We start from the raw sequence: 24,756 nt of genomic DNA on the forward strand, positions 1-24,756 counted from the left end.
AGGCCCCCGCACGATGAAGACCATCACCCACTGGATCGACGGCAAGCCCGTCGAGGGCGGCTCCGGCCGCTTCGGCCCCGTCTACAACCCGGCCACCGGCGCCCAGGAGAAGCAGGTCGCGTTCGCGACCGTCGACGAGGTGGACGCCGCGGTCGCCTCCGCCAAGGCCGCGTTCGAGTCCTGGGGGGTCTCGTCGCTCGCCAAGCGCACGGCGATCCTGTTCAAGTACCGCGAGCTGCTCGACGCCCACCGCGACGAGATCGCCGAGCTGATCACCGCCGAGCACGGCAAGGTGCACTCGGACGCGCTCGGCGAGGTCGCACGCGGCATGGAGATCGTGGAGCTGGCGTGCGGGATCTCCGTCCAGCTCAAGGGCGAGCTGTCCACCCAGGTCTCCACCCGGGTCGACGTCGCCTCGATCCGCCAGCCGCTCGGCGTGGTCGCGGGCATCACGCCGTTCAACTTCCCGGCGATGGTGCCGATGTGGATGTTCCCGCTGGCCATCGCCTGCGGCAACACCTTCGTGCTCAAGCCCAGCGAGAAGGACCCCTCGGCGTCCTTCAGGCTGGCGGAGCTCGCCGCCGAGGCCGGTCTGCCGGAGGGCGTCCTGAACATCGTGCAGGGCGACAAGACCGCCGTGGACCGGCTCCTGGAACACCCCGACATCGAGGCGGTCTCCTTCGTCGGCTCGACGCCGATCGCCAAGTACATCCAGCGAACGGCCGTCGAGCACGGCAAGCGGGTGCAGGCCCTGGGCGGCGCCAAGAACCACATGCTGGTGCTGCCCGACGCCGACCTGGACCTCGCCGCCGATCAGGCGATCAACGCGGCGTACGGCTCGGCGGGTGAGCGCTGCATGGCCGTGTCCGTGGTCGTGGCCGTCGGTGACACGGGCGACGAACTCGTCGGCAGGATCGCCGAGCGGGCGAGGAACCTGCGGATCGGCCCGGGCGACGACCCGGCCTCCGAGATGGGCCCGCTCATCACCCGCGAGCACCGCGACAAGGTGGCGTCGTACGTGTCCTCGGCCGCGGAGCAGGGCGCCGAGGTGGTCGTCGACGGTACGGGCTTCTCGGTCGAGGGCCACGAGGACGGCTTCTTCCTGGGCGTTTCCCTGCTGGACCGGGTACCGCTGACGGCGGACGCCTACCGGGACGAGATCTTCGGCCCAGTGCTGTGCGTGGTCCGCGCGGAGACGTACGAAGAGGCCATCAAGATCGTCAACGACTCCCGCTGGGGCAACGGCACCGCGATCTTCACCCGGGACGGCGGCGCCGCCCGCCGCTTCCAGCTGGAGGTCAAGGCGGGCATGGTCGGCGTCAACGTCCCGATCCCGGTGCCCGTCGGCTACCACTCGTTCGGCGGCTGGAAGGACTCGCTCTTCGGCGACCTGCACATCTACGGCAACGACGGCATCGCCTTCTACACCCAGGGCAAGGTCATCACCACCCGCTGGCCGGACCCCGCCGATGGCGGCATCAACCTCGGTTTCCCGAGCAACTCCTGACACCCGTAGGGGGGTTCGTCCATGGCGAAGACCGGTGACCGGGCCCGCACCGCGCCCGCGCCCGCACTCAGCTCGCTGGACTTCACCCTGGACCGGGGCAGTCCCGTACCGCTGTACCACCAGTTCGCCCAGCAGCTGGAGGCGGCGATCGAGCACGGGGTCCTCGCCCCGGGCGACCTCCTGGGCAACGAGGTCGACCTGTCCGTGCGCCTCGGCCTGTCCCGCCCCACCGTCCGCCAGGCCATCCAGTCCCTCGTCGACAAGGGGCTGCTGGTGCGGCGGCGCGGGGTGGGCACGCAGGTCGTGCACAGCCAGGTCAAGCGGCCGCTGGAGCTGAGCAGCCTCTACGACGACCTGGAGGCGGCCGGGCAGGGGCCGACCACCCAGGTCGTGCGCAACGAGGCCGTCCCGGCCTCCTGCGACGTGGCAGCCGCCCTGGGCGTCGCCGAGGGCAGCGAGGTCACCGCCCTGGAACGGCTGCGCTACACGCACGGCCAGCCGGTCGCCCTGCTGTGCAACTACCTGCCGGCGTCGCTGCTGGACCTCGCCGGCACCCGCCTGGAGTCGACGGGCCTGTACCGGATGATGCGGTCGGCGGGCATCACCCTGCACAGTGCCCGGCAGCGCGTCGGGGCCCGCTCGGCCACCGCGGCGGAGGCCGCCCGCCTGGACGAGGAGGAGGGCGCGGCGCTGCTCACCATGCAGCGCACCGCGTACGACGACACCGGGCGCCCGGTCGAGTACGGCACGCACATCTACCGGGCCTCGCGCTACACCTTCGACTTCCAGTTGCTGGTGAGGCCGTGAGGGGGCCGGTCACCTCGTGCGCAGCATCCGGCTGAACGGTGTCTCCGGGCGCTCCAGACGTTCGCCGTCCAGGATGATGTCCACGGCCTCGTTGAAGAAGGCGACGCGCCCCCGGACCGCCGCCACCGCGGGCAGCGGGTCGGGGTAGCTCCAGAGGACGTTCGGCGGCACGTCGCCCCCGCCACGCCACGACCAGTACTCGGCGGTGCCCTTGTAGGGGCATCCGGTGCTGTGGTCGGTGGCGTCGAAGAGGTCGAGGCGGACGTCGGCGCGGGGGAGGTAGTAGCGGGTCGGCAGGGAGGTCTCGAAGAGCAGGACGGGGGCGCGGGTGTCCGCGACGAGCCGGCCGTCGATCTCGACCTGGACGTGGCGGCTGCTCGGCAGCGCGTCCACGCGTTTGTGCGGGTCCCGGGGGTGGACGAAGATCTCCTCGTCCTCCTCGTACCAGTGGTCGAGGCCGGTGTCGGCGCGCAGGAACCACTCGAAGGCGATGTGGCCGGCCAGGTCGTCGGCGGGGAACGTCCAGGCCGCGTTCTCGCGCACCTCGCCCTCGGCGTCGAGGTCGTAGAAGACGCGGGAGCCGGTGTGCTTGCCGGTGGGCGGGTTCTTCGCCGGGCGGAGCAGGTCGGTGCGGACGTCCGCCCGCGGGAAGGCGTACTGCGGCACGGGCAGGTGGGGCTCCCAGACGAGTACGGGGTGCCGGCTGTCGACGACGGTGACGTCGCCCTTGCGGCCGCGCACCCAGCGCTCGCTGGGCTCCCACATGAGGCCCTCGGGCGTGGTCCTGATCGACCGGGCGGCGGGGTGAGCCGGGTGGGTGGTCATGGCCGGTGCTCCTTCTGGAGGTCCGGATGTCCGGTTCCCTCCACGGTCCCACGATCGCGCCGCGCGGCGTCGGGTCGTCCCCTCGGCCCACCGGCTTCGACGACCGGTCGCCGTGGCCCGGCACTAAGCTGGACCAGGTGAGACGGCACGCCATGGCGACATGGCAGCAGGCCACGAGGCGCTCGTGATGGCGGGAGAGCGGCGAGAGCAGCCGAGGCAGCCGCAGCTCCCCGACCTGCAGGTGCGCCTGCGTACCGAGCTGGGCCGGATCGACGAGCAGTTGCGGGCCCTGGTGGAGGCCATGGACCGCATGCGGGGCCTTCTGGACTCCGTGGTGGCGATCAGCCGGGAGGTGGAGCTGACCGCGGTACTGCACCGCATCGTCACCACCGCCATGGACCTGGTCGGCGCCCGCTACGGGGCACTGGGCGTGCTCGACGAGTCGGGAGAGCGCCTGAAGGAGTTCATCACGGCCGGTCTCTCCGGACACGAGCGCGCAGCCCTGGCCGGAACCTCCCTGCCCAGCGGACGAGGTGTCCTCGGGCACCTGATCAGCCACCCCGCGCCCCTGCGGCTCGACGACATCACGGCCCATCCCTCCTCCGTCGGCTTCCCGCCCGGCCACCCCCGTCTGCGTACGCTCCTCGGTGTCGCCATCAGCGTCCGCGGTGAGATCTACGGCGACCTGTACCTCGCCGAGCGGCGCGACGGGCAGCCCTTCGACATCCACGACGAGAACGTCGTCACGGCTCTGGCCAGTGCCGCCGGAATCGCGATCGAGAACGTGCGCCTCTTCGAACGGGTACGGGTCGGGGCGGAGCAGTTCCAGCGGCTGCTGCTGCCCACGCTGCCCGACCTGCGGCCTTTCACCGCCGCCGCCGTCTACCGCCCGGCCGCGGAGCCCAGCCAGCTCGGTGGGGACTGGTACGACGCCATCCCGCTGCCCGGCGGCACCGTGGCGGTCGTCATCGGTGACGTGGTCGGGCACGACCTGAAGGCGGCGGCAGCCATGGCCTCCACACGCAACATGCTGAGGGCTCTGCTGTTCGACCGGGGCAGTACGCCCGGTGCGGTCCTCGCCCGGCTCGACCGCACCCTCCAGGCCATCACCACCAACCCCGTCACCACCACGGCCCTGGCCCGCCTCGAACCGGAGGGAACGGGCTGGCGACTGCACTGGAGCACCGCGGGCCACGTCCCGCCTCTGCTGGTCACCGCGGGCGGCCGGGCGGAATACCTGTCCGCCGAGCCAGGACTGCCGCTCGGGGTCGACCAGGAGCAACCCCGCCCCGACCACTCCCGTGCCCTCCCCATGGGCGCCACCCTGGTCTTCTTCACCGACGGGCTGATCGAAGATCCGGCCCGCTCCGTCGACGAGAGCCTGGACGAGCTCGCCGCGCTGGCCACCGTCCATGCGGCTCTGCCACTGCAGGAGTTCGTACAGGCGCTGGCCGATCACCATCCCAGCGACGGCCATGACGACATGGCGGTCCTCGCCCTGCGCACCCCGCCCGCCTGACGCCCGGCGGCGCCGTGGAGGTTCCGTCGGCTCCGGTGGATGATGGTCGAGGGGATGTCGATGCGGAGGCCCCCGATGACTGTCGCACGGCATGCCTGGCCCCGGCGCGGGGGCTTGGTCGCCATGCAGATCTGCGCCGTCGCCGCGCTGTACTACGGCTCGGGCCAGCTCGGACTTCTCCAGCAGCTGGTGCGCGGCCAGGTCACCCCTGTCTGGCCGCCCAGCGGCATCGCGCTGGCCGGGCTGCTCCTGCTCGGGCCGCGGGTCTGGCCCGGGATCGCGCTCGGCGCCTTCCTGACCAACATCTCACTCGGACCGTCGGTCCTGCCCGTCCTCGCCATCGCGGCGGGCAACACGCTCGCGCCGGTCTGCTCGTACGCCCTGCTGCGCCGTGCCGGGTTCCACAACGAGCTGGACCGCCTCCGTGACGCCCTGGCGCTGATCTTTCTCGGCGCCTTCACCGGCATGCTGGTCAGCTCCACGACGGGCACCGGGACGCTCGTCCTCACGGGGGTGCTGGACACCGGCGACTTCTGGCCGACGTGGTCGGTCTGGTGGACCGGCGACGCGATGGGCGTCCTGACGGTCACACCGCTCCTGCTCCTTCTCCGCTCGGCACACTGGCCCGGGAACGCCTCGCCGGGCCGGTGGGCGGAAGGGTTCCTGCTGCTCGCGGCCACTGTCTGCGTCGGCTTCCTGGAGACCAGCACCACGCCGTTGCTGTTCGTCGCCTTCCCGCTGCTGATCTGGGCGGCCTTCCGCTTCCAGCTCGCCGGAGCGGTGCCCTGCGCCCTCGCGGTGTCGACCTTCGCGATCATCGCGGCCGCCCAGAACACGGGCCCGTTCGCCGGGCATGATCTGCTGACCAAGATGATCACCCTGCAGGCGTTCAACGGCTCCGCCGCGCTGACCGCCCTGCTTCTCGGGGTGGCGGTCAGCGAACGCGCCCGGGCGGCACAGGAGATCGCGCTGGCCGTCGGCCGGCTCGCCACCATGACCACCAGGATCACCGCGAGTGACCACCGCCCGACGTTCCGCGTCGACGAGGGTGAGCGGGCGTCGCGGGACACGGCTCCGAAATGATGTTATCTGATCATCAGTAGGACAACCCGGCCCGTGAAGGGTGAGGTCAGCCGGGAGACGCAGGCAGTACGACCGCCGGAATGCCGCCGGAATGCATCAAGCGTAGATTCGTACGAGGGGACTACCAGGAGTAGACCGACCGATGGGTCGCAGATGCGGAAGGAATGGCGGAATATGCCTGAGCCAGTGGAATGCAGGGACCTTCGCTCGAGGATCAGGGCTCTCGCCAGGGAGCTGAAGCGAGTACTAAACGAAGCGAAAACGGAACCGCTCGCCGAAGCCCGCCGGGTCCTGCTGGAGAAAGCCGATCGGCTCGAGCGGCAGATCGACGACACCCGAGCCCAGATGGAGGAAGCCGGGTGCGATCTCGTACCGGCCGACACTGGGATGGTGGGGTCCGATAGGCCTCGGACTGGCGACTGAGCGCTCAGCAGCTTTCGGCCATCAGCATAATCCCGAGCACGGCGCCGCACCCACCCATCACTCCGCCGCAAGCAACGCCTCCCACAACAGCGGCCGCCCCGAGGGCGCACCCGAAAGCGTCGCTCCGTGCAATCCGAGTCCGAACGAGGGGCAGCATCCCACCTTCGCCTTTCAGGAGCGCGTCCATGGACATACGGGCGGCGGGTGGGCAGTATTGCTCCGCCGCCTTTCGCAATGCCTCCTCGCCGAGCTGGTCGGCGATGTCGAGCACTAGGCCCATGTCGATTCGACCCGCTCCCTCCTCACGCCGCGCGAGAAGTCGCGCCTTCGCCTCTTCATCCGGAGAGCCGTCTGCAAGCGCCGCTTCGACGCTGATGAGCTCCAGCATGTCGGTCAGCATTAGTGCCACGCGTCCGCGCTGCTCATCTGACAGCAAGGGGGTGCTGGTCATGCTTCCTCCTTCGGAGGGGGAGGCTTGCGGTCCCGAGTACGGCCGTTGAGGGCCTGGTCATGCACAGCGTAACGAAACTTTACTCACTGTGCATGCGAGGCGCCTCAGCAGTAGCTGTCTGCGATGACCGTCCAAGGGCCACTGCGAGCGCTGGGAACAGGTTCCGGTCCTCTGGGATACACCTGGCTGGCTCGATGCAAGCACTTCAGCGGTGAGGGTGCATGTCTGAGGAATCCCCGTCCCTAGAGAGATGGAAACGACCGGCCCCGTTGGGGCGCGGCCGTTGAATCGATGGCTGGCACCGCGGCCCCGCTTCTTGCGGGATTTTCTATCGCATTGATGGGTGTCATCGCTCAAGCTCCGGAGACCATTCGCTGGCCAGGAGCAGCGATTTTCATCTTGTCAATGTCAAGCATCATACGGGTCTTTGGCGCCCAGTGCGGGTTCCTCGCACCACCCGAGAAGTACGGGAATCGTGCCATAACTGAAGCAGAGACAAATATCAGATGGGCCGGGTTTGCCTTGCTGATGGCGGCAGCCATCGCCGAGGCCAGTTGGATCCTCGTGGACAGACGTAAAAGGTCCTGATCCACGCAGTTCGCAGCTACGGAGTGTCGCCATGCCGGAGGAGCGAGGGAAAGACCAGCAAAAAGGGACGTCGAATTTCTCTCTCTAGCGGTCGGGCGAGGCGGAGAAGCGGTGTGTCGAGTGCCCTGAACGATCAAGGGCCTCGTCTCACATGCTGTGATCCAAGGCCCTGACCTGCGACTACGGAGAAGACTCCTGTCGGGACGACAGGATTTGAACCTGCGACCCCTTGACCCCCAGTCAAGTGCGCTACCAAGCTGCGCCACGTCCCGGTGCGCGCCACCGCGGTGAACCGCGTGATCGCGCGAACAGCACTGTACCCCACACCCCTGGCCGCGCCGAAAACGGCCTGGGCGGGACAATCGGCGTATGGGCAGCACAAGCAGTGGCAGCACGGGAAGCCCGGCCGGCGCGCGGGACCGCGACAGCGAGGGGCGGGCGCGCAACGCCCGGCCGCGGGACGGTCTCGGCCGGCCCCTGCCGTACGGGACCGACGGCGTCCCCCGGCAGCCCGAGGGCGTCGTCCGCACGCCGGAGGAGACCGTCGCCGAGGCGCAGCGGCTGCTGGACGAGGGGAAGCCGTTCCACGCGCACGAGGTCTTCGAGGATGCCTGGAAGTCGGGGCCGGAGCAGGAGCGGGAACTGTGGCGCGGCCTCGCCCAGCTCGCCGTGGGGCTGACCCACGCCGCCCGCGGCAACCTCACCGGCGGGGCTCGGCTGCTGCGGCGCGGTGCGGGCGCGGCCGAGGCGTGGGTGTCCGGCTCCGGTACTCCCGTCCCGTACGGAATCGACATCGACAGGGTCGCCGTATGGGCCCGCGAACTGGCCCAGGAGGTGGAGCACAACGGCCGGGCCGTGGACGCGCGGGCGCGGGCGCCCCGGCTGCGGGGAACGCGCCCGGGAGCCTGATCCGGCGGCCGAGGGCCCAGGCTGGGGTGCGGCAGACTCGGGGGCGTGCGACGGATTCATGTCATCGGCATCGGCGCGGGCGACCCCGACCAGCTGACCCTGCAGGCGGTCAGGGCGCTGCGCGACACGGACGTGTTCTTCATCCTGGACAAGGGCGAGGCCAAGGCCGATCTCACCGGCCTGCGCCGGGACCTGCTCGCCACGCACCTGACGGACGGGACGTACCGGATCGTCGAGGCGCGCGACCCGGAGCGGGACCGTGCCGCCGGCGGCACGGCCTACTCCCCCGCCGTCGCGGCGTGGCGCAGCGCCCGTGCCGGCGTCTACGAGCGGCTGATCGGCGAGGATCTGGGCCCGCACGAGACCGGCGCGTTCCTGGTGTGGGGAGACCCCGCGCTGTACGACAGCACGCTGGGGATCCTGGAGGAGGTGCTGGACCGGGGCACGGTGGCGTTCGAGTACGACGTCGTGCCGGGCATCTCCAGTGTCTCGGCGCTCGCCGCCCGGCACCGGACGGGGCTGAACCGGGTGGCCGGGCCGGTGCAGATCACCACCGGCCGGCGGCTCGCGGAGGGCTTGCCGGAGGACGCGGACGACGTGGTGGTCATGCTCGACGCCCACCAGGCCTTCCGGCGGTACGCGCAGGAGGACATCCACATCTACTGGGGCGCCTACCTCGGCACTCCGGACGAGATCCTCGTCTCCGGACCGATCGCCGAGGCCGCTCCCCGCATCGAGCGGCTGCGTGCCGAGGCCCGCGAGCGCAAGGGCTGGATCATGGACACGTATCTGCTGCGCCGGCACCCCCGCGACTGACCGGCTCCGGGTGGCTATCGTCCAGGCATGGAGTCCGTGCGTGCCGTGCTCATCGACATCGACGGTGTGCTCACCGTCTCGTGGCGGCCCCTGCCCGGGGCCGTGGAGGCGTTGCGTGAGGTGCGGGAGGCCGGTCCGGCCGTCCTGCTGGTCACGAACACGACCTCCCGCACCCGGTCGTCGATCGCCGGGACGCTCGCGGACGCGGGGTTCCCGGTGTCCGCCGACGACATCCTGACCGCGCCCGCCGCCACCGCCGCGTACCTCGCCGAGCACCGTCCCGGCGCCCGGTGCGCCCTGCTGAACAGCGGCGACATCGAGGAGGACCTCGACGGTGTGACCGTCGTGGACATGACGGAGACCGATGCCGTGCCCGATGTCGTGCTGGTCGGCGGGGCCGGGCCCGGGTTCGGCTACGAGGCGCTGGACCGGGCCTTCGGGCATCTGCAGCGCGGGGCCGGGCTGGTGGCGATGCACCGCAACCTGTACTGGCGTACGGCCGAGGGGCTGCGGCTGGACTCCGGGGCGTTCCTCGCCGGTCTCGAGCGGGCCGCGCGCGTGGAGGCCGAGATCACCGGCAAACCCGCACGGGCGTTCTTCGAGGCGGCGCTCTCCCGGCTGGGCGTCGGCGCGGACGAGGCCGTGATGGTCGGAGACGACGTCGAGTCCGATGTGCTCGCGGCGCAGCGGGCCGGTGTCACCGGAGTCCTGGTGCGGACCGGCAAGTTCCAGCCCGAGGCGCTCGAGGCCGCCGACGGCACGCCCGATCACGTGATCGACTCGTTCGCGGATCTTCCGGCGCTGCTGCGGGAGTCAGCGCAGCAGTAGCTGCAGGCCGCCCACGACGGTCGCCGCGATGACCAGCTGCTCGAACAACCGCTGGTTGATCTTGTGCACCGCCCACTTGCCGAACAGCGCGCCGGGCACCACGAACACCACGAGCGCCAGGTCGAGCAGGAGCGAGCGGGCGTCGATCAGGCCGAGCCCGGCGCTGAAGGGCAGCTTGGAGACGTTGACGATCAGGAAGAAGAAGGCCGAGGTGCCGAGGAAGCCGAGCTTGCGGAAGCCCGCCGAGAGCAGGTACATCGACATGACCGGGCCGCCCGCGTTGGCGACCATGGTGGTGAAGCCGCCGAGGACACCGTAGGAGCGGGCCTTCAGGCGGCCCGCCCGGGTGGTGACCGACGCCGGTTCCTCCTCCTTGCCGGCCGTACGCCTGCGCCACACCGTCACCGCCGCCATCAGCAGCAGGATCGCGCCGATCGACGTCCGGACGATCGCGTCGTCCGCCCACATCAGGAACACGGTGCCGACCACGACGCCCGCGGCGACCGCCGGGAACAGCCGCCACAACGTCGGCCAGTGGGCGTGCCGCCGGTAGGTGGCGACGGCGAGCAGGTCCCCGGCGATCAGGACCGGCAGCAGGACGCCGGTGGAGGCGCGGGCGGGCAGCACCGCGGCGAAGATCGCCAGGCTGACCGTGTTGGCCCCGCTCACGGCGGTCTTGGAGAAGCCGACGAGCAGGGCCGCGAAGGCGAGGGCGGCGAACTCCCAGCCGGTGATGTGCCAGAGCGTCATGGTGTTCATGCGAACACTGATGCTATGTGCAACGAACCGGGCCCGCAGGGCCGTCTCGCCTGGTGGTTGTCCCGCTCCGGCGTCCTAGACCCGCTCGACCAGCAGCGCGCTCCCCTGCCCCACCCCGACACACATCGTGGCCAGTCCCCGGCCCGCACCCGTACGCCGCATCCGGTGCAGCAGCGTCGTCAGGATGCGCGCGCCCGAGCAGCCCAGGGGGTGTCCGAGGGCGATGGCGCCGCCGCTCGGGTTGACCAGCTCGGGATCGATGCCGAGCTCGTCGACGCAGGCCAGGGCCTGGGCCGCGAAGGCCTCGTTGAACTCGGCCTCCTCCAGGTCGCCGATGCTCCAGCCGGCGCGGCCCAGGACCTTGCGGGTGGCGGGGACGGGCCCGATGCCCATGACGTCGGGGTGGACGCCCGCGGAGGCGCCGGCGACGTAGCGGCCCATGGATTCCAGGCCCAGGTCGTTCAGTGCCTCCTCGCTGACCAGGAGGAGACCGGCGGCGCCGTCGTTCATCGGGGAGGCGTTGCCCGCGGTGACCGTGCCGCCTTCCCGGAACACCGGCTTCAGACGGGAGAGCTTCTCGTAAGAGGTGTCCTCGCGGACGCACTCGTCGGTGTCGACGACCACCCCGTCGGGGCGCTCCACGGGCAGCAGTTCGTCGTCGAAGTGACCGCACTTGCGGGCCAGGACCGCCCGTTGGTGGCTGCGCAGCGCGAAGTCGTCCTGGCGTTCGCGCGGGATGCCGTACCGCGCGGCGACCTCCTCCGCCGTCTCGCCCATGGACAGCAGGCCGTGCAGGTCCCGCATCGCGGGGTTGACCAGGCGCCAGCCGAGGCGGGTGTCCGCGGTCTCGATACGGTGCGGCAGGGCTTCGTCCGGGCGGGGCAGGACGAAGGGGGCGCGGCTCATCGACTCGGAGCCGCCCGCGATCACGATGTCCGCCTCGCCGGCGGCGATGGTGCGGGCGGCCGTCGTCACGGCCTCCAGACCCGAGGCGCAGAGGCGGTTGACCGTGGCGCCGGGTACGGACTCGGGCAGGCCGGCGAGCAGCGCGGCCATGCGGGCGACGTTGCGGTTGTCCTCGCCTGCCTGGTTGGCGGCGCCCCAGTAGACGTCGTCGACGCGGGCCGGGTCCAGCGCGGGCACGTCGGTGACCAGGGCGCGGACGACGGCCGCGGCGAGGTCGTCCGGCCGTACCGAGGAGAGGGATCCCCGCAGCCTGCCGATCGGGGTGCGGCGGGCGGCCGCGAAGTGGACGGTACGCACGAGGGCTCCTCACACCACCAGTTAATTAGCACCGCTAGTTTCGGACTATAGACCCTTGCCGGCACCGCTGGAAAGCTTTCCGAGGGGCGAGGGCTCTTGAGGAGTGTTATCGCAGGTGAGGACGGCCGGTTTCCACCGTTCCGCTTCGGGTTTGCGTCAGTGGGCCCGGGGCACCCGCGCGTCCATGGAGTGGTTGCGGAGCGCCGCCTGCGTGGACGAGGACCCTGAGCTGTTCTTTCCCGTGGGCACCACGGGACCCGCCCTTCGGGACGTCGACGCCGCGAAACGGATCTGCGCGCGCTGTCCCGTCACCGACGACTGCCTGAGTTACGCGCTGAGCAACGGCCAGGCCTCGGGCGTGTGGGGCGGCACCTGCGAGGAGGAGCGTGACGCACTGCTCAGGACGACGAGGAAGAACGCGGGAAGGAGAAGCGCCCTATGACGGCCGTGCGGAGCACACTGCCCGACGAGGCCCGGAAGGTCGCCTGCGAGGCACTCCAGGACACACTGGTCGATCTGCTCGGACTCTCACTGATCGGGAAGCAGGCGCACTGGAACGTCGTCGGACCGCGGTTCCGGTCCATCCACCTCCAGCTCGACGAGGTCGTCTCGGCCGCGCGGAACTTCGCCGACACGGTGGCGGAGCGGTCCGCGGCACTCGGCGTCCCGCCGGACGGGCGGCCCGAGACCATCGCCAAGACCTTCACCCTGCCCGCCCCCGGGGAGGGCTGGGTGCGCGACTCGGACGCGGTGCGGGTGATGGTGGACTCGCTCCAGGACGCGATCGGCCGGCTGCGCGAGCGTATCGACGCGACCGAGAAGGCGGACCCGGTCACCCAGGACCTGCTGATCGGCCTCACCGCCGAGCTGGAGAAGCAGCGGTGGATGTTCGACGCGGAGAACTTCCCCCGCCAGAGCTGACCCGACGCGCACGAACGTACGGAAGGGGCACGAGATGACCGACGCCCTCGAACTCGACGCGCTGTGGGAGGACTTCCACCGCGTGGTGAACATGACCTCACAGGAACTCGCGGCCTGGCTGCGGACGCGGGACGCCGACGAGGAAGCGGAGCCGCTGCCCGAGCAGGCGGGGACCGAGACCGGACAGCACGTCCTGGCGATCCTCCAGAAGCGGCGCACCGATCTGACCGAGGACGACCTGCGGGTGATGCGGAACGTCGTGGACCGGGTCACCTCGCAGGTGGACCTGGAGAACGAGCCGCTCCCCGAGGTGACGGCCGAGGACACACGTCTGAGGCACCGGCTGATGACCGTCGGCCACGACCCGCTGAAGGGCTAGCCATGAGCCGGCAGGAGCGCGTCGTCCGGGAACTCCTCGGCGCGCACGGCCGGACCTACGCGGACGAGGCCGGCATCCGGCTGAAGGACACGCCGCAGCCGCTGTACCGGCTGCTGGTGCTGTCCCATCTGCTCAGTGCCCGCATCCGCGGTTCGATCGCGCTGGCCACCGCACGTGCCCTGCACGAGGCGGGGCTGCGCGATCCGCGCCGCATGGCCGGGGCGACCTGGCAGGAGCGGGTGGACGCGCTCGGCCAGGGTGGCTACCGGCGCTACGACGAGCGCACGGCCACACAACTCGGCCAGGCCGCCGAGCTGTTGAACGAACGGTGGGGCGGAGACCTACGGCGGCTGCGCCGGGAAGCGGACGGCGAGGTCCCCGAACTCCGCCATCTGTTGCAGGCGTTCCCGGGCATGGGGCCGGCCGGCGCCGACATCTTCCTGCGCGAGGCGCAGCGCGTCTGGCCGGAGGCCGCCCCCTATCTGGACGCCAAGGCGCTGCAGGGCGCCGAGCGGCTGAAGCTGCCGGCGGACCCGGGGCGCCTCGCCGAACTGGCCGGGAGCACCGACCCCGCTGTCCTCGCCGCCGCGCTGGTACGGGCGGCGGTGGACAAGGACGTGGCGCAGGACGTCCTGCGGCGAGCCGGCTGACGTCTCACCCGAGCAACCAGCCTCCCTCCACCGTCGGGCGAGCGCCCGCAGACTCCTCCTCCCGCGTTCCGGACCACCTGCCGGATCGGGCCCCGGCGAATGAACGGTCCGCTTCATGGGATTGCCCTGCGGCGCTCCCCGCCAGGGCAGGCGGGCCGCGCGGCCGGGGCGGGTGAGGCTGCCGGGGTGCGCGCGGACCTCACCCGAACGGTCCGGCGCCGGTGGTGGTCCGTCGGCGCGGGTGGTGCGCTGGGGCCACGCTTCGCGTTCTCAGGAGGCCCTTGCGATGACCCGTCGTCCGTCGCGGCTCGCCCGCGTTCTCTCCTCCGCCCTGGCCGCGGGCACGCTCCTGACCACCGCCGCCTGCTCGGACAGTGGCGACGAAGACGGCTCACGCGCCTCGGGCGTCACAGCGTCCCAGGCCGCCGGGAAGCGGCAGACCCCGTCCCCCTCGCCCAGCGCCACCCTCACCGAGAACGCCGCCCGGACCGCTCTGATCACCGAGGCGGACATCGAGGACGACTGGACCCAGGTGAAGGACGCGGAAGCCGAGAACTGGCACGACGGCCTGCTCATCGGCACGGTCGACGTCTCCGACTTCCTCACCGCCAAGGCCGACGCCGCCGACTGCCAGCGGCTCATGAACTCCCTCTTCGACGACGACCTGCTGGGCAAGCCGCCGGGAGCGAACGCGCTGCGCGGCTTCGAGCAGGGCGACTCCCGCTTGCTGTACCAGGTCGCCTCCTACGGCCGGACCGGCCCGCAGGACTCCCTGGACTGGATGGCGGCCCTGCCGGAGAAGTGCGACCGGTTCACCATGACCGAGGACGGCGAACAGCGCACCGTCCAGGTCATCGAGACGTCGCTGCCCAAGGTGGGCGACGCCCGTGAGGGCCTGCGCGTGACGGTGCAGGGCACGACCGGGGGCGCGGCTGCCACGCTGACCCTGGACGTCGCCGCGGTACGCGTCGGCGACGACGCGATCACCGTCACGGCGGGCGGACTCCACGGGGACGAGCACGACTCCCTCGAACAGGCGGTGCGGATCGGCACCCAGCGACTGAACGACGTGCTGGCCGGCAGGACCCCGTCCCCCGCGCCCAGCGAGGTCCAGTAGTAAGGCCGGTGGTGTTCTCCTCCACAGCGCGCCGCGACGGCCCCGGCCGGTGCTGCCGGCTCTGCCGATTTCCGGGACAGCGTGATCACCGGAGCGGCACAATGGGGCGGCGGCGGCCGGCTCCGGCCGCTCGTGCGAGGAGAGGAAGAGACGTGAGTGAGAGCCACACCCCGACGAGCGGCTCGGCGAGGCTGAACACCGGTGTGGCGCACAACGCGCGCGTGTGGAACTACTGGATCGGCGGCAAGGACAACTACGAGGTCGACCAGCGGGTCGGTGAGCACGTCGCCGACATGTTCCCGGTCATCCGGGACATCGCCCGGGCGGACCGGGACTTCCTCGGCCGGGCCGTGTCGTTCCTGGCCGGTGAGCGCGGGGTGCGGCAGTTCCTCGACATCGGCACGGGGCTGCCGACGGCGGACAACACGCACGAGATCGCCCAGCGGATCGCGCCCGACTCCCGGATCGTCTACGTCGACAACGACCCGATCGTGCTGGTGCACGCCCGCACCCTGCTGACCGGAAGCCGGGACGGTCTCACCGCGTACATCGACGCCGACGTGCACGACCCGGACGCCATCCTCGAACGGGCCGGGCAGAGCCTCGACTTCACGCGCCCCGTCGCCGTGATGATGCTGGGCATCCTCAACTTCGTCCTGGACACCGGCAAGGCCCGGGAGATCGTGCGCCGCGTGATGGCCGCGGTGCCCTCCGGCAGCTGTCTGGTCCTCACCCACCCGACCTTCGACGAGGAACTCGGCGGCGCGGGCCAGATCCCCGCCATGAAGTTCTGGAACGAGAACGCCACTCCCCCGATCACCGCCCGCAGCGGCGCCGACATCGCCGCGTTCTTCGAGGGCCTCGAACTGCTGGAACCCGGCATGGTGTCGTGCGGTCAGTGGCGTGCCGACGCGGACTCGTCCGTGCTGGTGCCGCAGTACGGCGCGGTGGCTGTCAAACCCTGACCGGGCTCTCACCCCCTGCCGAGGAGGGCGTATGACCACCCTGGCCGATCCGGTGCCGGGCGGCCGTCCCGGTGACGTCGAGCGGGCCACCGCGCTGAGCGGCGAGCTCTCCGGGCGCGGCGTGCACGGCGTCGTGCTGTCCTACGTCGACACCGCGGGCATCGGCCGGGTGAAGACCGTCCCGACGGCCAGGCTGGCCTCGGCCGCGGCCTGGGGCATCGGCATGTCCCCGGTGTTCGACACGTTCCTGGCGAACGACTCCATCGTCACCACGGACGTCCTCGGATCACCCGACGGTGACCTGCGCCTGTACCCGGACCTCGACCAGCTCGTGGTGCTGGCCGGGCAGCCCGGCTGGGCGTGGGCACCGGTCGACCGGATCACTCAGGACGGGGAGCGGCACCCGGGCTGCTCGCGCACGTTCCTGCGGCGGATCGTCACCGAGGCGGCCGAACGGCACCACCTGACCTTCAAGGCGGCCGTGGAGGTGGAGTGGACCGTGGCCCGGGGCGACGCGCCCGGCGACACGTTCGTGCCCGCGACGACCGGCCCCGCGTACGGTGCCGCCCGGCAGGTCGAACTCGGTGAGTTCACCGCCGACCTGCTGGCGGCGTGCGCGGCCCAGGGGCTCGACGTCGAGCAGGTCCATCCCGAGTACGCGGCCGGGCAGTTCGAGATCACGGTGGGTGCCGTGGATCCGGTGGCCGCGGCTGACCGCAGCGTACTGGTACGGCAGACCGTCCGGGCGGTGGCCGGGCGGCACGGGCTGCGCGTCTCCTTCGCCCCGGCCGTCGTGGGCCGGGGCGTCGGCAACGGCGGGCACGTCCACCTCTCCGCCTGGCGCGACGGGGTCAATCTGCACTCGGGCGGCGAGGGCCGGTACGGAATGACGCCCGAGGCGGAGTCCTTCACGGCCGGCCTCCTCACTCATCTGCCCGGCCTCACGGCGGTGACGGCGCCGAGCCCCGCCAGCTATCTGCGGCTCAGACCCTCCCAGTGGGCGGGGGTGTTCACCGCCTGGGGCCGGGAGACCCGCGAGACCGCCCTGCGGGTCGTCACCGGCACCGCGGGCCTGCGCGACCGGGCGGCGAACCTGGAGATCAAGCCCGTGGACCTGGCCGCCAACCCCTACCTCGCGATCGGCTGTCTGATCGCCGCCGGTCTCGACGGCCTGAGGTCGTCCGCCGCGCTGCCCGAGGAGATCACGGGTGACCCGGCGCGGCTGACCGAGGCGGAGGCGACGGCCCGGGGCGTACGGCGGCTGCCGGTCTCGCTGGAGCGGGCCGTCGAGGAGTTCCGCGCGGACGAGTCGTTGCGGGGGGCGCTCGGCCCGGTCCTGGCCGACGCGGTGATCGCCGTGCGGCGCGGCGAGCTGGCGTCCGTCGCCGGGCTGGACGACGACCAGGTGGCGGCGGCGTACCGCTGGAAGTACTGACGTGGGCGCGGTCCGCGAGGCGCTCGACGCCCTGGGGCTGGTCGACCACCACTGCCACGGCACGGTGTCCGCCGACCTCGACCGCGCGGCCTTCGAGCCGCTCCTCACCGAGGGCGACGCCTGGCCCGGCGTCTCCCCCTTCGACAGCCCCGTGGGCGTCGCCGTGCGCCGGCACTGCGCTCCGCTCCTGGACCTGCCTCGGCACGCGCCCGCCGACGAGTATCTCGCCCGGCGCCTCGAACTGGGCTGGCGTGAGGTGCACCGGCGCTTCCTGCGGGCCGCCGGCACGGACGTCTTCTGCGTCGACACCGGCTACTGCCCCGGCCGGCTGACGGCTCCGCGCGAGGTCGCCGACGCGGCGGGCGGGTCGGCTCACGAGGTCGTACGGCTGGAGAGCGTCGCCGAGTCGGTGCGGGAGGCGGGGGTGGAGCCGGACGCGTACGCGGACGCCTTCCGCGCGGCGGCTCTGGACGCCGTTCGGCGTCCCGGCGTGGTGGCCGTCAAGTCGGTGGCCGCCTACCGCACCGGCTTCGACCTGAACCCGGCCCGCCCCTCGGACGCGGTGGTCACCGGGGCCGCCCGGCACTGGCTTCCCGCGGGCGGCCGCCTGGACGACCCCGTCCTCGTACGGCACCTGCTGTGGACGGCCGTCGACCTCGGCCTGCCGCTGCAGCTGCACACCGGTTTCGGTGACAGCGACATCCGGCTGCACCGGGCCGACCCGGCCCTGCTCACGGACTGGCTGCACCTGACTGCCGGGACGATTCCCGTGCTGCTGCTGCACTGCTGGCCCCACCATCGCCAGGCCGCCTATCTCGCCACGGTCTTCGAGCACGTGTACTTCGACGTCGGCCTCACCCTCCACCACGTCGGTCCCGCCCGGGCCGGGGCGGTCCTCGCTGAGGCCCTGGAGATCACACCGTTCCGCAAACTGCTGTACAGCTCCGACGCCTACGGTGTGGCCGAGTTCTACCACCTCGGGGCCCTGGCCTTCCGGCAGGGCCTGGCGGAGCTGCTTCAGGGCCGGGTGGACGCCGACGAACTGTCCGCGCGGGACGCGCTGCGGTTCGCCCGGTGGGCGGGGCGGGACAACGCCGTCCGCGTCTACCGGCTGCCGGACGACTCCCCGGGAGGGGAATGAACGACGTGTGGCCGGTCACAGTTCTCGAGGAGCGGCTACCCAGGAAGTCCGAACGGCTGAAAGTATGATCAAGCAATGTCTGACATGACCGAAACCACGCCCGGCTGGCTGTCCTCCGACGAACTGGAGATGACACGCGCCCGCATGCCGATCCTCTACGTCGAGGCCGTCCCGGTCCGCGTCGACGACAGCGGCGAAGTCACCAGCGTCGGTCTGCTGCTGCGCATCGGACCCGACGGTACGGTCAGCCGGACGCTGGTATCCGGCCGCGTGCTGCACCACGAACGCGTCCGTGACGCCCTGCTGCGCCATCTGGAGAAGGACCTCGGCCCGGTCGCACTGCCCCGCGTCCCGGCGTCGCTCCAGCCGTTCACGGTCGCGGAGTACTTCCCCACGCAGGGCATCACGCCGTACCACGACCCCCGCCAGCACGCCGTGTCCCTCGCCTACATCGTGCCGGTGACGGGTGACTGCCGCCCCCGGCAGGACGCGCTCGACCTGGTGTGGTTCAGCCCGCAGGAGGCCGTCTCCGAGGCCGTGCAGAGCGAGATGCCGGGCGGCCACGGGGTGCTGCTCAAGCAGGCGCTGGCGCACGCGGGCTGTGTGATCTAGCCGGCCCGCCGGAGGTGCCGCGCCGGGGCGGCGATCCGGACGGTCGGCGGCTGAACCGACAAAAGCAGCGGGCCCGCCGTTTCCGGCGGGCCCGCTGTCGATGCTGTCGGGACGACAGGATTTGAACCTGCGACCCCTTGACCCCCAGTCAAGTGCGCTACCAAGCTGCGCCACGTCCCGTTGCCCGTCTGACCTGGGGATTCCCCCGGCCGAACGCGCAGGGAAACAATACCGCACTCGCGCGGGTGATCGCGCATCCGTTTCCGGGCGACTGGTCGCCGGACAGGCGCGTCGCGGGCTTTCTCCCCGTCCCTTTCAGTCCACCGGCAGACCCAGCCGGGGGTGTGCTTCCAGGAGCCGGGCCGGGGCCGCCTGACGCCAGGAGTCGGCGAGGATGTCCCGCAACTCGCCCTCGTCCTCCAGCGCGTCGAGCCGGGCCCGCACCCAGGCGAACTGTGCCTCGTGGCCGGCGATCCAGAACTTCTCCGGCTCGGCGAGCACCAGCTCGTCCCGCTCGTCCTTGGGGCAGCGCACGGCGATGGACGTCTCGTCCTCCGGCAGCGTCGCGAACATCTTTCCCGCGACCCGGAACGTGGGCATGCTCCAGGCGATCTTCTCCGTCGTGTCCGGCAGGGACAGGGCGATACGGCGTACGTCTTCGGCATCCGGCATGGCAGGCACGGTAGCGGCTGCCACTGACAATCACCTGGTGAGGGCGCCTGCCGGTCCCGGCGTCCAGGGTCAGGAGAGTGCTCACAGCGGCAACGGCAGCGGCTGCGTCTGCGCCGCCCCGCCGAGCGCGTCCAGCACCGGGCGGATCAGCGGATGCTGCTCGGCTCCCCGGCGTACGGCGGCGAAGACGCGCCGGGTGGGGGCCGTGCCGTCGACGGGGCGGACGACCACCCCGGCGAGATCCATGCCGCGCAGCGCCGAGCGGGGTACCAGGGCGACGCCGGCGTCGGCCGAGGCGAGGGCCACGACCGCGCGGAAGTCGTCCGAGGAGTGCTCCATACGAGGCTGGAAGCCGGCGTTCTCGCAGGCCAGCACGACCACGTCATGGCAGGGGTTGCCGGGATACGGACCGATCCAGGAGTCCTTGGCCAGTTCGGCGAGCGGGACCTCCGCCGCGTCGGCCAGCCGGTGGCTGACCGGGACGACCGCGTCGAAGGGCTCGGCGTACAGCGGTACGTGCGCCAGTCGAGGATCGTCGGCGGGCGGGGCGCCGCGGTACTCGACGGCGACGGCGACATCGACCTGCCGGTCCAGCACCATCGGCAGACTGGCGTCGCCCTCGGCGTCCTGGACGCGGATGCGGATGCCGGGCGCCACGTCGGCGAGGCGGGCCACCGCGGGCGCCACCACCAGGGCGATACCGGTCGCGAAGGAGGCGACCGTGACCGTGCCGGCCTCGCCCGAAGCGTAGGCGGCGAGCTCGGCCTCGGCCCGCTCCAGCTGGGCGAGGACCGCGTTGGTGTGGCTGAGCAGGATCTCGCCGGCGGGGGTGAGCCGCACCCCCTTGGCGCCGCGTTCGACGAGCCGGTGCCCGGTCTCCTGCTCCAGCGCGGCGAGCTGCTGGGACACGGCCGACGGGGTCAGGTACAGCGCGGCGGCCGCCGCCGTCACCGTGCGGTGGTCGGCCACGGCACGGAGAATGTGGAGCCGCCGCGCTTCGATCATGCGACCGATTCTCTCAGGTCGCCGGTGCTTTTCAGCCGGACAGCTCCGCCCGGGCCGCCACGAAGGCGTCGACCGCGCGGTTGACGTCGTCCGCCGAGTGGGCGGCCGACAGCTGGACGCGGATCCGGGCCTGTCCCTGCGGCACGACCGGGTACGAGAAGCCGATCACGTAGACGCCGCGCTCCAGCAGCAGCTCCGCCATGCGCCCGGCGACCGCGGCGTCGCCGATCATCACCGGGGCGATGGGGTGGTCGCCGGGGAGGACGTCGAAGCCCTCCTCGGTCATGCGGCCACGGAAGAGGGCCGTGTTCTCGGTGAGCCGGACGCGCAGGTCGTCCGCCGCTTCCAGCAGGTCGAGCACCTTGAGCGAGGCCGCCGCGATCACCGGGGCGAGGGTGTTCGAGAAGAGGTACGGGCGGGAGCGCTGGCGCAGCAGGGCGACGATCTCGGCGCGGGCGGCGACATAGCCGCCGGAGGCACCGCCGAGGGCCTTGCCGAGGGTGCCGGTGATGATGTCGACGCGGTCCATGACGCCGTGCAGCTCGGGGGTGCCGCGGCCGCCGGGGCCGACGAAGCCGACGGCGTGCGAGTCGTCGACCATGACCATCGCGTCGTAGCGGTCGGCGAGGTCGCAGATCGCGCGCAGCGGGGCGACGTAGCCGTCCATGGAGAAGACGCCGTCGGTGACGATCAGACGGCGGCGCACGTCGGAGGCCTCCTTCAGACGGGCCTCCAGTTCGGCCAGGTCGCGGTTGGCGTACCGCAGGCGGCGGGCCTTGGAGAGCCGGATGCCGTCGATGATCGACGCGTGGTTGAGGGCGTCGGAGATGACGGCGTCCTCCGGGCCGAGCAGCGTCTCGAAGACGCCTCCGTTGGCGTCGAAGCACGAGGAGTACAGGATCGTGTCCTCCTGCCCGAGGAACGCCGACAGCCGCGCCTCCAGCTCCTTGTGCACCTCCTGGGTGCCGCAGATGAAGCGGACCGAGGCCATGCCGTAACCCCAGCGGTCCAGGGCCTGGTGGGCGGCGGCGACCACGTCGGGGTGGTCGGCGAGACCGAGGTAGTTGTTGGCGCAGAAGTTGAGGACCTCGCCGGGGCGGCCGCCCGCGGTGACGTTGACCGTGGCGGACTGCGGACCGCCGATGACGCGCTCGGGCTTGTGCAGACCGGCGGCGCGGATCTCGTCCAGGGTGGCGCGCAGGTCGTCGCGTACGGAGTCGAACATGGAAAGCTCCTGGGAATGCTCGCGGAAGTGGGAGGTCACGCCGTCCAGTCGAGGATGACCTTGCCGCCGCGGCCGCTCGCCGCGTCGGCGAACGCCGCCTCGAAGTCACGGTGGCCGTACCGGCCGGTGATCACGGGGGCGAGGTCGAGGCCGCCTTCCAGCAGCACGGACATGGCGTACCAGGTCTCGAACATCTCGCGGCCGTAGATGCCCTTGAGGGTGATCATCGAGGTGACGATCCTCGCCCAGTCGACGGGGAACTCCTCGGCGGGCAGGCCGAGCATCGCGATCCGGCCGCCGTGCGTCATGTTGGCGACCATCTCGCGCAGCGCCTCGGGACGGCCGGACATCTCCAGACCGATGTCGAAGCCCTCACGCAGTCCGAGGGCGCGCTGCCCGTCCGCGATGCCGGCGTCGGAGACGTTCAGCGCGAGGCTCACTCCGATCTTGCGGGCCAGCTCCAGCCGCTCCTCGCTGACGTCGGTGATCACGACGTTGCGGGCGCCGGCGTGCCTGGCGACCGCGGCGGCCATCAGGCCGATGGGGCCCGCCCCGGTGATCAGGACGTCCTCGCCGACCAGCGGGAAGGACAGCGCGGTGTGCACGGCGTTGCCGAACGGGTCGAAGATCGCGGCGACGTCGAGGTCGACCGGCACACGGTGCACCCACACGTTGCCGGCGGGCAGGGCGACGTACTCGGCGAACGCCCCGTCCCGGCCCACCCCCAGCCCCACGGTGGCCCGGCACAGGTGCCGTCGTCCGGCCAGGCAGTTGCGGCACTTCCCGCAGACCAGATGGCCCTCGCCGCTGACCCGGTCGCCGACGCCGATGTCGGTGACGTCGCGCCCGGTCTCCACGACCTCGCCGACGAACTCGTGCCCGACCACGAGCGGGGTGCGGATGGCCTGCCGCGCCCAGCCGTCCCAGGCCCTGATGTGCAGGTCGGTGCCGCAGATACCGGTGCGCAGCACCTTGATCAGGACGTCGCCGGGCCCGACGGTGGGCTCCGGGACGTCCGCGAGCCACAACCCGGGCTCCGCCTTCTGTTTGACCAGCGCCTTCACCGCTACGGCTCCTGTGGGTGAGTCCCGGCTCCGGGCATACCGAAGGAGCCCGTGGGCCGGGTGGGGAGTGGAATCGCACAGCAATCTGCCGTACGGCGGCCGCACCGGTCCATCGAGGATTTCTTAAGCGCCGCCTCAGCTTTCCTTCACACTCCCAGCAGGCACAGCAAACGCGGGCGTCAGTAGAGCGGCAGGCCGCCCCGGCCCTCCAGTAGCGGGACGAGCTGCGCGGCCTGTTCCTTGATGGCGCTCAGGCCCGGCTTTCCCCACGGCCGGGGTTCGACGTCGGCGGCGCTGACCGTGCCCAGCACGAGGCCCGTGCCGTCGACCAGCGGCGCCCCGAGGTAGGAACGGATGCCGAACTCGTCGACCACCGGGTTGCCCGCGAAGCGCGGGTAGTCGCGGACGTCCTCGAGAACGAGTGCTTTGCGGCGCGCCACCACATGGGGGCAGAACCCATGGTCGCGGGGCAGGGTACGGCCGAACCGCGGGCCGGTGCCGTCGCTGAGCAGGACCGGTGCGACGGCCGGGACGGACAGGCCGGCGTAGAACTGCCCCTGCTCGTGCGGGAAGTTGACCATGGCGTAGGGTGCCGCGGTGAGCTCGGCGAGGCGGTGCGCGAAGGCGTCGAGTGCGGGTTCGGGGCGCTCCCCCAGGCCCAGCTCGCGCAGTCGGCGAAGGCGGGCGGGGGCCTCCTTGTCCTCGGGTGTGAGCAGCAGACGACCGGCCGGGCGGGGCGGGTCGTAGCTCATGGGCGTGCTCCCGCGCTGTGGGCATGCGTCATATACGGGCTCCCTGGTAGGGGTTGCGGTGTCACGTGTGGGCGCCGTGCCCCGTCGTGGGGGCGGGTGTGTGGGCGATGAGGTGGCGCACGAGGGTCAGCAGGGTCTGGACCCCGGAACTGGAGATCCGGGCGTCGCAGCGCACGACGGGGATGTCCTCGGTCAGGTCGAGCGCGGCGCGCACCTCCTCGGGGTCGTAGCGGTAGGCACCGTCGAACTCGTTGACGGCCACGATGAATTCGAGACCGCGCTGCTCGAAGAAGTCGACGGCCGCGAAGCAGTCCTGCAGCCGGCGGGTGTCGGCGAGGATGACCGCACCCAGCGCGCCGGCGCACAACTCGTCCCACATGAACCAGAACCGCTCCTGGCCGGGAGTGCCGAACAGGTAGAGCACGTGTTCCCGGTCGAGCGTTATCCGGCCGAAGTCCATGGCCACGGTCGTCTCGACCTTGTTCTCGATCCCGTCGAGGTTGTCGGTCGCGGCGCCGACAGTGGTGAGCAGCTCCTCCGTGCTGAGCGGCGCGATCTCGCTGACCGCGCCGACGAAGGTCGTCTTGCCCACGCCGAACCCGCCCGCCACCAGGATCTTCAGTGCGGTGGGGAACGGGTCCGAGCCGCGGCCGGGCCCGGCGGCGTAGTCAGAGCTGTCGTCGTAGTCCATCGAGCACTGCCTCCAGAAGGGCCCGGTCCGTCGGGTTGTGGTGGAACGCGGGGGGCTTGGTGGTCAGCGCCCCGCAGTCGACGAGGTCCGCCAGCAGCACCTTGGTGACGGCCACCGGCAGTTTCAGATGGGCGGCGACCTCGGCGACCGGGACGGGCGCGCGGCACAGGTCGAGCGCCTGCGCGTGCTCGGGGCCGAGATAGCCGAGGGGGGTCGCCCCGGTGGCCATCAGCTGCGACATCAGGTCGAGCGCGACGGTCGGACGGGTACGGCCGTTGCTGACCGTGAACGGGCGTACCAGCCGCCCGGCCGCGTCGTCGAGCCAGGGCCCGTCGCCGGCCGCCGTCAC

At 71.6% G+C, this 24,756-nt stretch carries 27 protein-coding genes and 2 tRNA genes; 16 read left to right on the forward strand and 13 right to left on the reverse strand.

The genetic code is table 11. From position 1 onward, the window contains the following. Window positions 1-13: 13 nt before the first annotated feature. The gene (locus IE212_RS05010; RefSeq protein WP_190196456.1) at window positions 14-1,507 is read left to right on the forward strand and encodes a CoA-acylating methylmalonate-semialdehyde dehydrogenase; all 1,494 of its coding nucleotides are present in this window, start codon (window positions 14-16) and stop codon (window positions 1,505-1,507) included. Between the two features lie 21 nt (window positions 1,508-1,528). Further along, window positions 1,529-2,314, forward strand: coding sequence for a GntR family transcriptional regulator (locus tag IE212_RS05015; RefSeq protein ID WP_190196457.1), 786 nt, complete (start codon window positions 1,529-1,531; stop codon window positions 2,312-2,314). 9 nt (window positions 2,315-2,323) lie between these two features. On the opposite strand, the gene IE212_RS05020 is transcribed toward IE212_RS05015, so the two are convergent. Continuing rightward, a complete protein-coding gene (locus tag IE212_RS05020) occupies window positions 2,324-3,139 on the reverse strand; it encodes a DUF427 domain-containing protein (RefSeq protein ID WP_190196458.1) in 816 nt (271 codons plus the stop codon). 160 nt (window positions 3,140-3,299) lie between these two features. On the opposite strand from IE212_RS05020, the gene IE212_RS05025 reads away from it, so the two are divergent. After that, window positions 3,300-4,658, forward strand: a complete 1,359-nt coding sequence (locus tag IE212_RS05025; RefSeq protein WP_229864059.1) for a PP2C family protein-serine/threonine phosphatase — start codon at window positions 3,300-3,302, stop codon at window positions 4,656-4,658. Window positions 4,659-4,733: 75 nt separating this feature from the next. After that, entirely contained in the window at window positions 4,734-5,741 is a 1,008-nt protein-coding gene (locus tag IE212_RS05030; RefSeq protein ID WP_190196459.1) for an MASE1 domain-containing protein, read from the forward strand. Window positions 5,742-6,168: 427 nt separating this feature from the next. Here the strand turns inward: IE212_RS05030 and IE212_RS05035 are convergent, their stop codons facing one another. Together IE212_RS05035 and IE212_RS05040 are read right to left on the reverse strand one after the other, a co-directional pair. Continuing rightward, window positions 6,169-6,615 (reverse strand): hypothetical protein, encoded by a 447-nt coding sequence (locus IE212_RS05035; protein ID WP_190196460.1) that lies wholly within the window; start codon window positions 6,613-6,615, stop codon window positions 6,169-6,171. Window positions 6,616-7,401: 786 nt separating this feature from the next. Beyond that, window positions 7,402-7,475, reverse strand: a tRNA-Pro gene (locus IE212_RS05040). A gap of 97 nt (window positions 7,476-7,572) precedes the next feature. Here IE212_RS05040 and IE212_RS05045 point away from each other — a divergent pair. Genes IE212_RS05045 through IE212_RS05055 form a run of 3 tightly spaced genes read left to right on the forward strand, consistent with a single transcriptional unit; the run spans window position 7,573 to window position 9,756 of the window. Then, window positions 7,573-8,112, forward strand: a complete 540-nt coding sequence (locus IE212_RS05045; protein WP_190196461.1) for a DUF309 domain-containing protein — start codon at window positions 7,573-7,575, stop codon at window positions 8,110-8,112. Window positions 8,113-8,157: 45 nt separating this feature from the next. After that, a complete protein-coding gene (gene cobF, locus IE212_RS05050) occupies window positions 8,158-8,928 on the forward strand; it encodes a precorrin-6A synthase (deacetylating) (RefSeq protein ID WP_190196462.1) in 771 nt (256 codons plus the stop codon). A 27-nt stretch (window positions 8,929-8,955) separates the two neighbouring features. After that, the gene (locus IE212_RS05055; RefSeq protein ID WP_190196463.1) at window positions 8,956-9,756 is read left to right on the forward strand and encodes an HAD-IIA family hydrolase; all 801 of its coding nucleotides are present in this window, start codon (window positions 8,956-8,958) and stop codon (window positions 9,754-9,756) included. On the opposite strand, the gene IE212_RS05060 is transcribed toward IE212_RS05055, so the two are convergent. Next, complete coding sequence (locus IE212_RS05060) at window positions 9,742-10,515, reverse strand: sulfite exporter TauE/SafE family protein (protein ID WP_190196464.1); 774 nt, start codon at window positions 10,513-10,515, stop codon at window positions 9,742-9,744. The two genes, IE212_RS05055 and IE212_RS05060, sit on opposite strands and share 15 nt — an antisense overlap. A 75-nt stretch (window positions 10,516-10,590) precedes the next feature. Continuing rightward, window positions 10,591-11,778, reverse strand: a complete 1,188-nt coding sequence (locus IE212_RS05065; RefSeq protein ID WP_190196465.1) for a thiolase family protein — start codon at window positions 11,776-11,778, stop codon at window positions 10,591-10,593. Between the two features lie 184 nt (window positions 11,779-11,962). Between IE212_RS05065 and IE212_RS05070 the strand changes: the two genes are divergently transcribed. From IE212_RS05070 to IE212_RS05110, 9 genes are all read left to right on the forward strand, one after another. Then, window positions 11,963-12,220 carry a WhiB family transcriptional regulator gene (locus tag IE212_RS05070; RefSeq protein ID WP_190196466.1) on the forward strand — a complete coding sequence of 86 codons (258 nt, stop codon included), beginning with the start codon at window positions 11,963-11,965 and terminating at the stop codon, window positions 12,218-12,220. Further along, the gene (locus tag IE212_RS05075) at window positions 12,217-12,699 is read left to right on the forward strand and encodes a Dps family protein (protein ID WP_190196467.1); all 483 of its coding nucleotides are present in this window, start codon (window positions 12,217-12,219) and stop codon (window positions 12,697-12,699) included. The genes IE212_RS05070 and IE212_RS05075 overlap by 4 nt, the downstream gene beginning before the upstream one ends. A 34-nt stretch (window positions 12,700-12,733) precedes the next feature. Beyond that, window positions 12,734-13,078: a DUF3140 domain-containing protein gene (locus IE212_RS05080; protein ID WP_190196468.1), complete on the forward strand. Its 345-nt coding sequence runs from the start codon at window positions 12,734-12,736 to the stop codon at window positions 13,076-13,078. A gap of 2 nt (window positions 13,079-13,080) precedes the next feature. Continuing rightward, window positions 13,081-13,728, forward strand: coding sequence for an HhH-GDP family DNA glycosylase (locus tag IE212_RS05085; RefSeq protein WP_190196469.1), 648 nt, complete (start codon window positions 13,081-13,083; stop codon window positions 13,726-13,728). 286 nt (window positions 13,729-14,014) lie between these two features. After that, window positions 14,015-14,845, forward strand: coding sequence for a hypothetical protein (locus IE212_RS05090; RefSeq protein WP_190196470.1), 831 nt, complete (start codon window positions 14,015-14,017; stop codon window positions 14,843-14,845). A 152-nt stretch (window positions 14,846-14,997) separates the two neighbouring features. Then, window positions 14,998-15,810 (forward strand): SAM-dependent methyltransferase, encoded by an 813-nt coding sequence (locus tag IE212_RS05095; RefSeq protein ID WP_190196471.1) that lies wholly within the window; start codon window positions 14,998-15,000, stop codon window positions 15,808-15,810. A 31-nt stretch (window positions 15,811-15,841) separates the two neighbouring features. After that, window positions 15,842-17,245 carry a type I glutamate--ammonia ligase gene (locus tag IE212_RS05100; protein WP_190196472.1) on the forward strand — a complete coding sequence of 468 codons (1,404 nt, stop codon included), beginning with the start codon at window positions 15,842-15,844 and terminating at the stop codon, window positions 17,243-17,245. Window position 17,246: 1 nt separating this feature from the next. Further along, window positions 17,247-18,386: an amidohydrolase family protein gene (locus IE212_RS05105; protein ID WP_190196473.1), complete on the forward strand. Its 1,140-nt coding sequence runs from the start codon at window positions 17,247-17,249 to the stop codon at window positions 18,384-18,386. Window positions 18,387-18,470: 84 nt separating this feature from the next. After that, window positions 18,471-18,998, forward strand: coding sequence for an NUDIX hydrolase family protein (locus tag IE212_RS05110; RefSeq protein ID WP_033308005.1), 528 nt, complete (start codon window positions 18,471-18,473; stop codon window positions 18,996-18,998). 106 nt (window positions 18,999-19,104) lie between these two features. Here the strand turns inward: IE212_RS05110 and IE212_RS05115 are convergent. The 8 genes from IE212_RS05115 to IE212_RS05150 form a co-directional block, all read right to left on the reverse strand. Continuing rightward, window positions 19,105-19,178, reverse strand: a tRNA-Pro gene (locus IE212_RS05115). Window positions 19,179-19,313: 135 nt separating this feature from the next. Further along, complete coding sequence (locus IE212_RS05120; RefSeq protein ID WP_190196474.1) at window positions 19,314-19,670, reverse strand: MmcQ/YjbR family DNA-binding protein; 357 nt, start codon at window positions 19,668-19,670, stop codon at window positions 19,314-19,316. 81 nt (window positions 19,671-19,751) lie between these two features. After that, complete coding sequence (locus IE212_RS05125; RefSeq protein WP_190196475.1) at window positions 19,752-20,675, reverse strand: LysR family transcriptional regulator; 924 nt, start codon at window positions 20,673-20,675, stop codon at window positions 19,752-19,754. A 31-nt stretch (window positions 20,676-20,706) separates the two neighbouring features. Continuing rightward, the gene (locus tag IE212_RS05130; protein WP_190196476.1) at window positions 20,707-21,900 is read right to left on the reverse strand and encodes a glycine C-acetyltransferase; all 1,194 of its coding nucleotides are present in this window, start codon (window positions 21,898-21,900) and stop codon (window positions 20,707-20,709) included. A 35-nt stretch (window positions 21,901-21,935) separates the two neighbouring features. Further along, the gene (gene tdh, locus IE212_RS05135; RefSeq protein WP_190196477.1) at window positions 21,936-22,964 is read right to left on the reverse strand and encodes an L-threonine 3-dehydrogenase; all 1,029 of its coding nucleotides are present in this window, start codon (window positions 22,962-22,964) and stop codon (window positions 21,936-21,938) included. A 179-nt stretch (window positions 22,965-23,143) separates the two neighbouring features. After that, a complete protein-coding gene (locus IE212_RS05140; protein ID WP_190196478.1) occupies window positions 23,144-23,716 on the reverse strand; it encodes a GAF domain-containing protein in 573 nt (190 codons plus the stop codon). Window positions 23,717-23,777: 61 nt separating this feature from the next. Next, complete coding sequence (locus IE212_RS05145; protein WP_190196479.1) at window positions 23,778-24,407, reverse strand: GTP-binding protein; 630 nt, start codon at window positions 24,405-24,407, stop codon at window positions 23,778-23,780. Next, a complete protein-coding gene (locus tag IE212_RS05150; protein ID WP_190196480.1) occupies window positions 24,385-24,756 on the reverse strand; it encodes a DUF742 domain-containing protein in 372 nt (123 codons plus the stop codon). The genes IE212_RS05145 and IE212_RS05150 overlap by 23 nt, the downstream gene beginning before the upstream one ends.

This window comes from Streptomyces djakartensis, assembly GCF_014651075.1.
In the GTDB taxonomy this organism is placed as follows: Bacteria; Actinomycetota; Actinomycetes; order Streptomycetales; family Streptomycetaceae; genus Streptomyces; species Streptomyces djakartensis.

Coding starts and splice junctions, on each gene's coding strand:
- IE212_RS05010 (WP_190196456.1), top strand. CDS start 14: ATGAAGACCATCACCCACTGGATCGACGGCAAGCCCGTCGAGGGCGGC.
- IE212_RS05015 (WP_190196457.1), top strand. CDS start 1,529: ATGGCGAAGACCGGTGACCGGGCCCGCACCGCGCCCGCGCCCGCACTC.
- IE212_RS05020 (WP_190196458.1), bottom strand. CDS start 3,139: ATGACCACCCACCCGGCTCACCCCGCCGCCCGGTCGATCAGGACCACG.
- IE212_RS05025 (WP_229864059.1), top strand. CDS start 3,300: ATGGCAGCAGGCCACGAGGCGCTCGTGATGGCGGGAGAGCGGCGAGAG.
- IE212_RS05030 (WP_190196459.1), top strand. CDS start 4,734: ATGACTGTCGCACGGCATGCCTGGCCCCGGCGCGGGGGCTTGGTCGCC.
- IE212_RS05035 (WP_190196460.1), bottom strand. CDS start 6,615: ATGACCAGCACCCCCTTGCTGTCAGATGAGCAGCGCGGACGCGTGGCA.
- IE212_RS05045 (WP_190196461.1), top strand. CDS start 7,573: ATGGGCAGCACAAGCAGTGGCAGCACGGGAAGCCCGGCCGGCGCGCGG.
- IE212_RS05055 (WP_190196463.1), top strand. CDS start 8,956: ATGGAGTCCGTGCGTGCCGTGCTCATCGACATCGACGGTGTGCTCACC.
- IE212_RS05060 (WP_190196464.1), bottom strand. CDS start 10,515: ATGAACACCATGACGCTCTGGCACATCACCGGCTGGGAGTTCGCCGCC.
- IE212_RS05070 (WP_190196466.1), top strand. CDS start 11,963: ATGGAGTGGTTGCGGAGCGCCGCCTGCGTGGACGAGGACCCTGAGCTG.
- IE212_RS05075 (WP_190196467.1), top strand. CDS start 12,217: ATGACGGCCGTGCGGAGCACACTGCCCGACGAGGCCCGGAAGGTCGCC.
- IE212_RS05080 (WP_190196468.1), top strand. CDS start 12,734: ATGACCGACGCCCTCGAACTCGACGCGCTGTGGGAGGACTTCCACCGC.
- IE212_RS05085 (WP_190196469.1), top strand. CDS start 13,081: ATGAGCCGGCAGGAGCGCGTCGTCCGGGAACTCCTCGGCGCGCACGGC.
- IE212_RS05090 (WP_190196470.1), top strand. CDS start 14,015: ATGACCCGTCGTCCGTCGCGGCTCGCCCGCGTTCTCTCCTCCGCCCTG.
- IE212_RS05100 (WP_190196472.1), top strand. CDS start 15,842: ATGACCACCCTGGCCGATCCGGTGCCGGGCGGCCGTCCCGGTGACGTC.
- IE212_RS05110 (WP_033308005.1), top strand. CDS start 18,471: ATGACCGAAACCACGCCCGGCTGGCTGTCCTCCGACGAACTGGAGATG.
- IE212_RS05120 (WP_190196474.1), bottom strand. CDS start 19,670: ATGCCGGATGCCGAAGACGTACGCCGTATCGCCCTGTCCCTGCCGGAC.
- IE212_RS05125 (WP_190196475.1), bottom strand. CDS start 20,675: ATGATCGAAGCGCGGCGGCTCCACATTCTCCGTGCCGTGGCCGACCAC.
- IE212_RS05130 (WP_190196476.1), bottom strand. CDS start 21,900: ATGTTCGACTCCGTACGCGACGACCTGCGCGCCACCCTGGACGAGATC.
- IE212_RS05140 (WP_190196478.1), bottom strand. CDS start 23,716: ATGAGCTACGACCCGCCCCGCCCGGCCGGTCGTCTGCTGCTCACACCC.
- IE212_RS05145 (WP_190196479.1), bottom strand. CDS start 24,407: ATGGACTACGACGACAGCTCTGACTACGCCGCCGGGCCCGGCCGCGGC.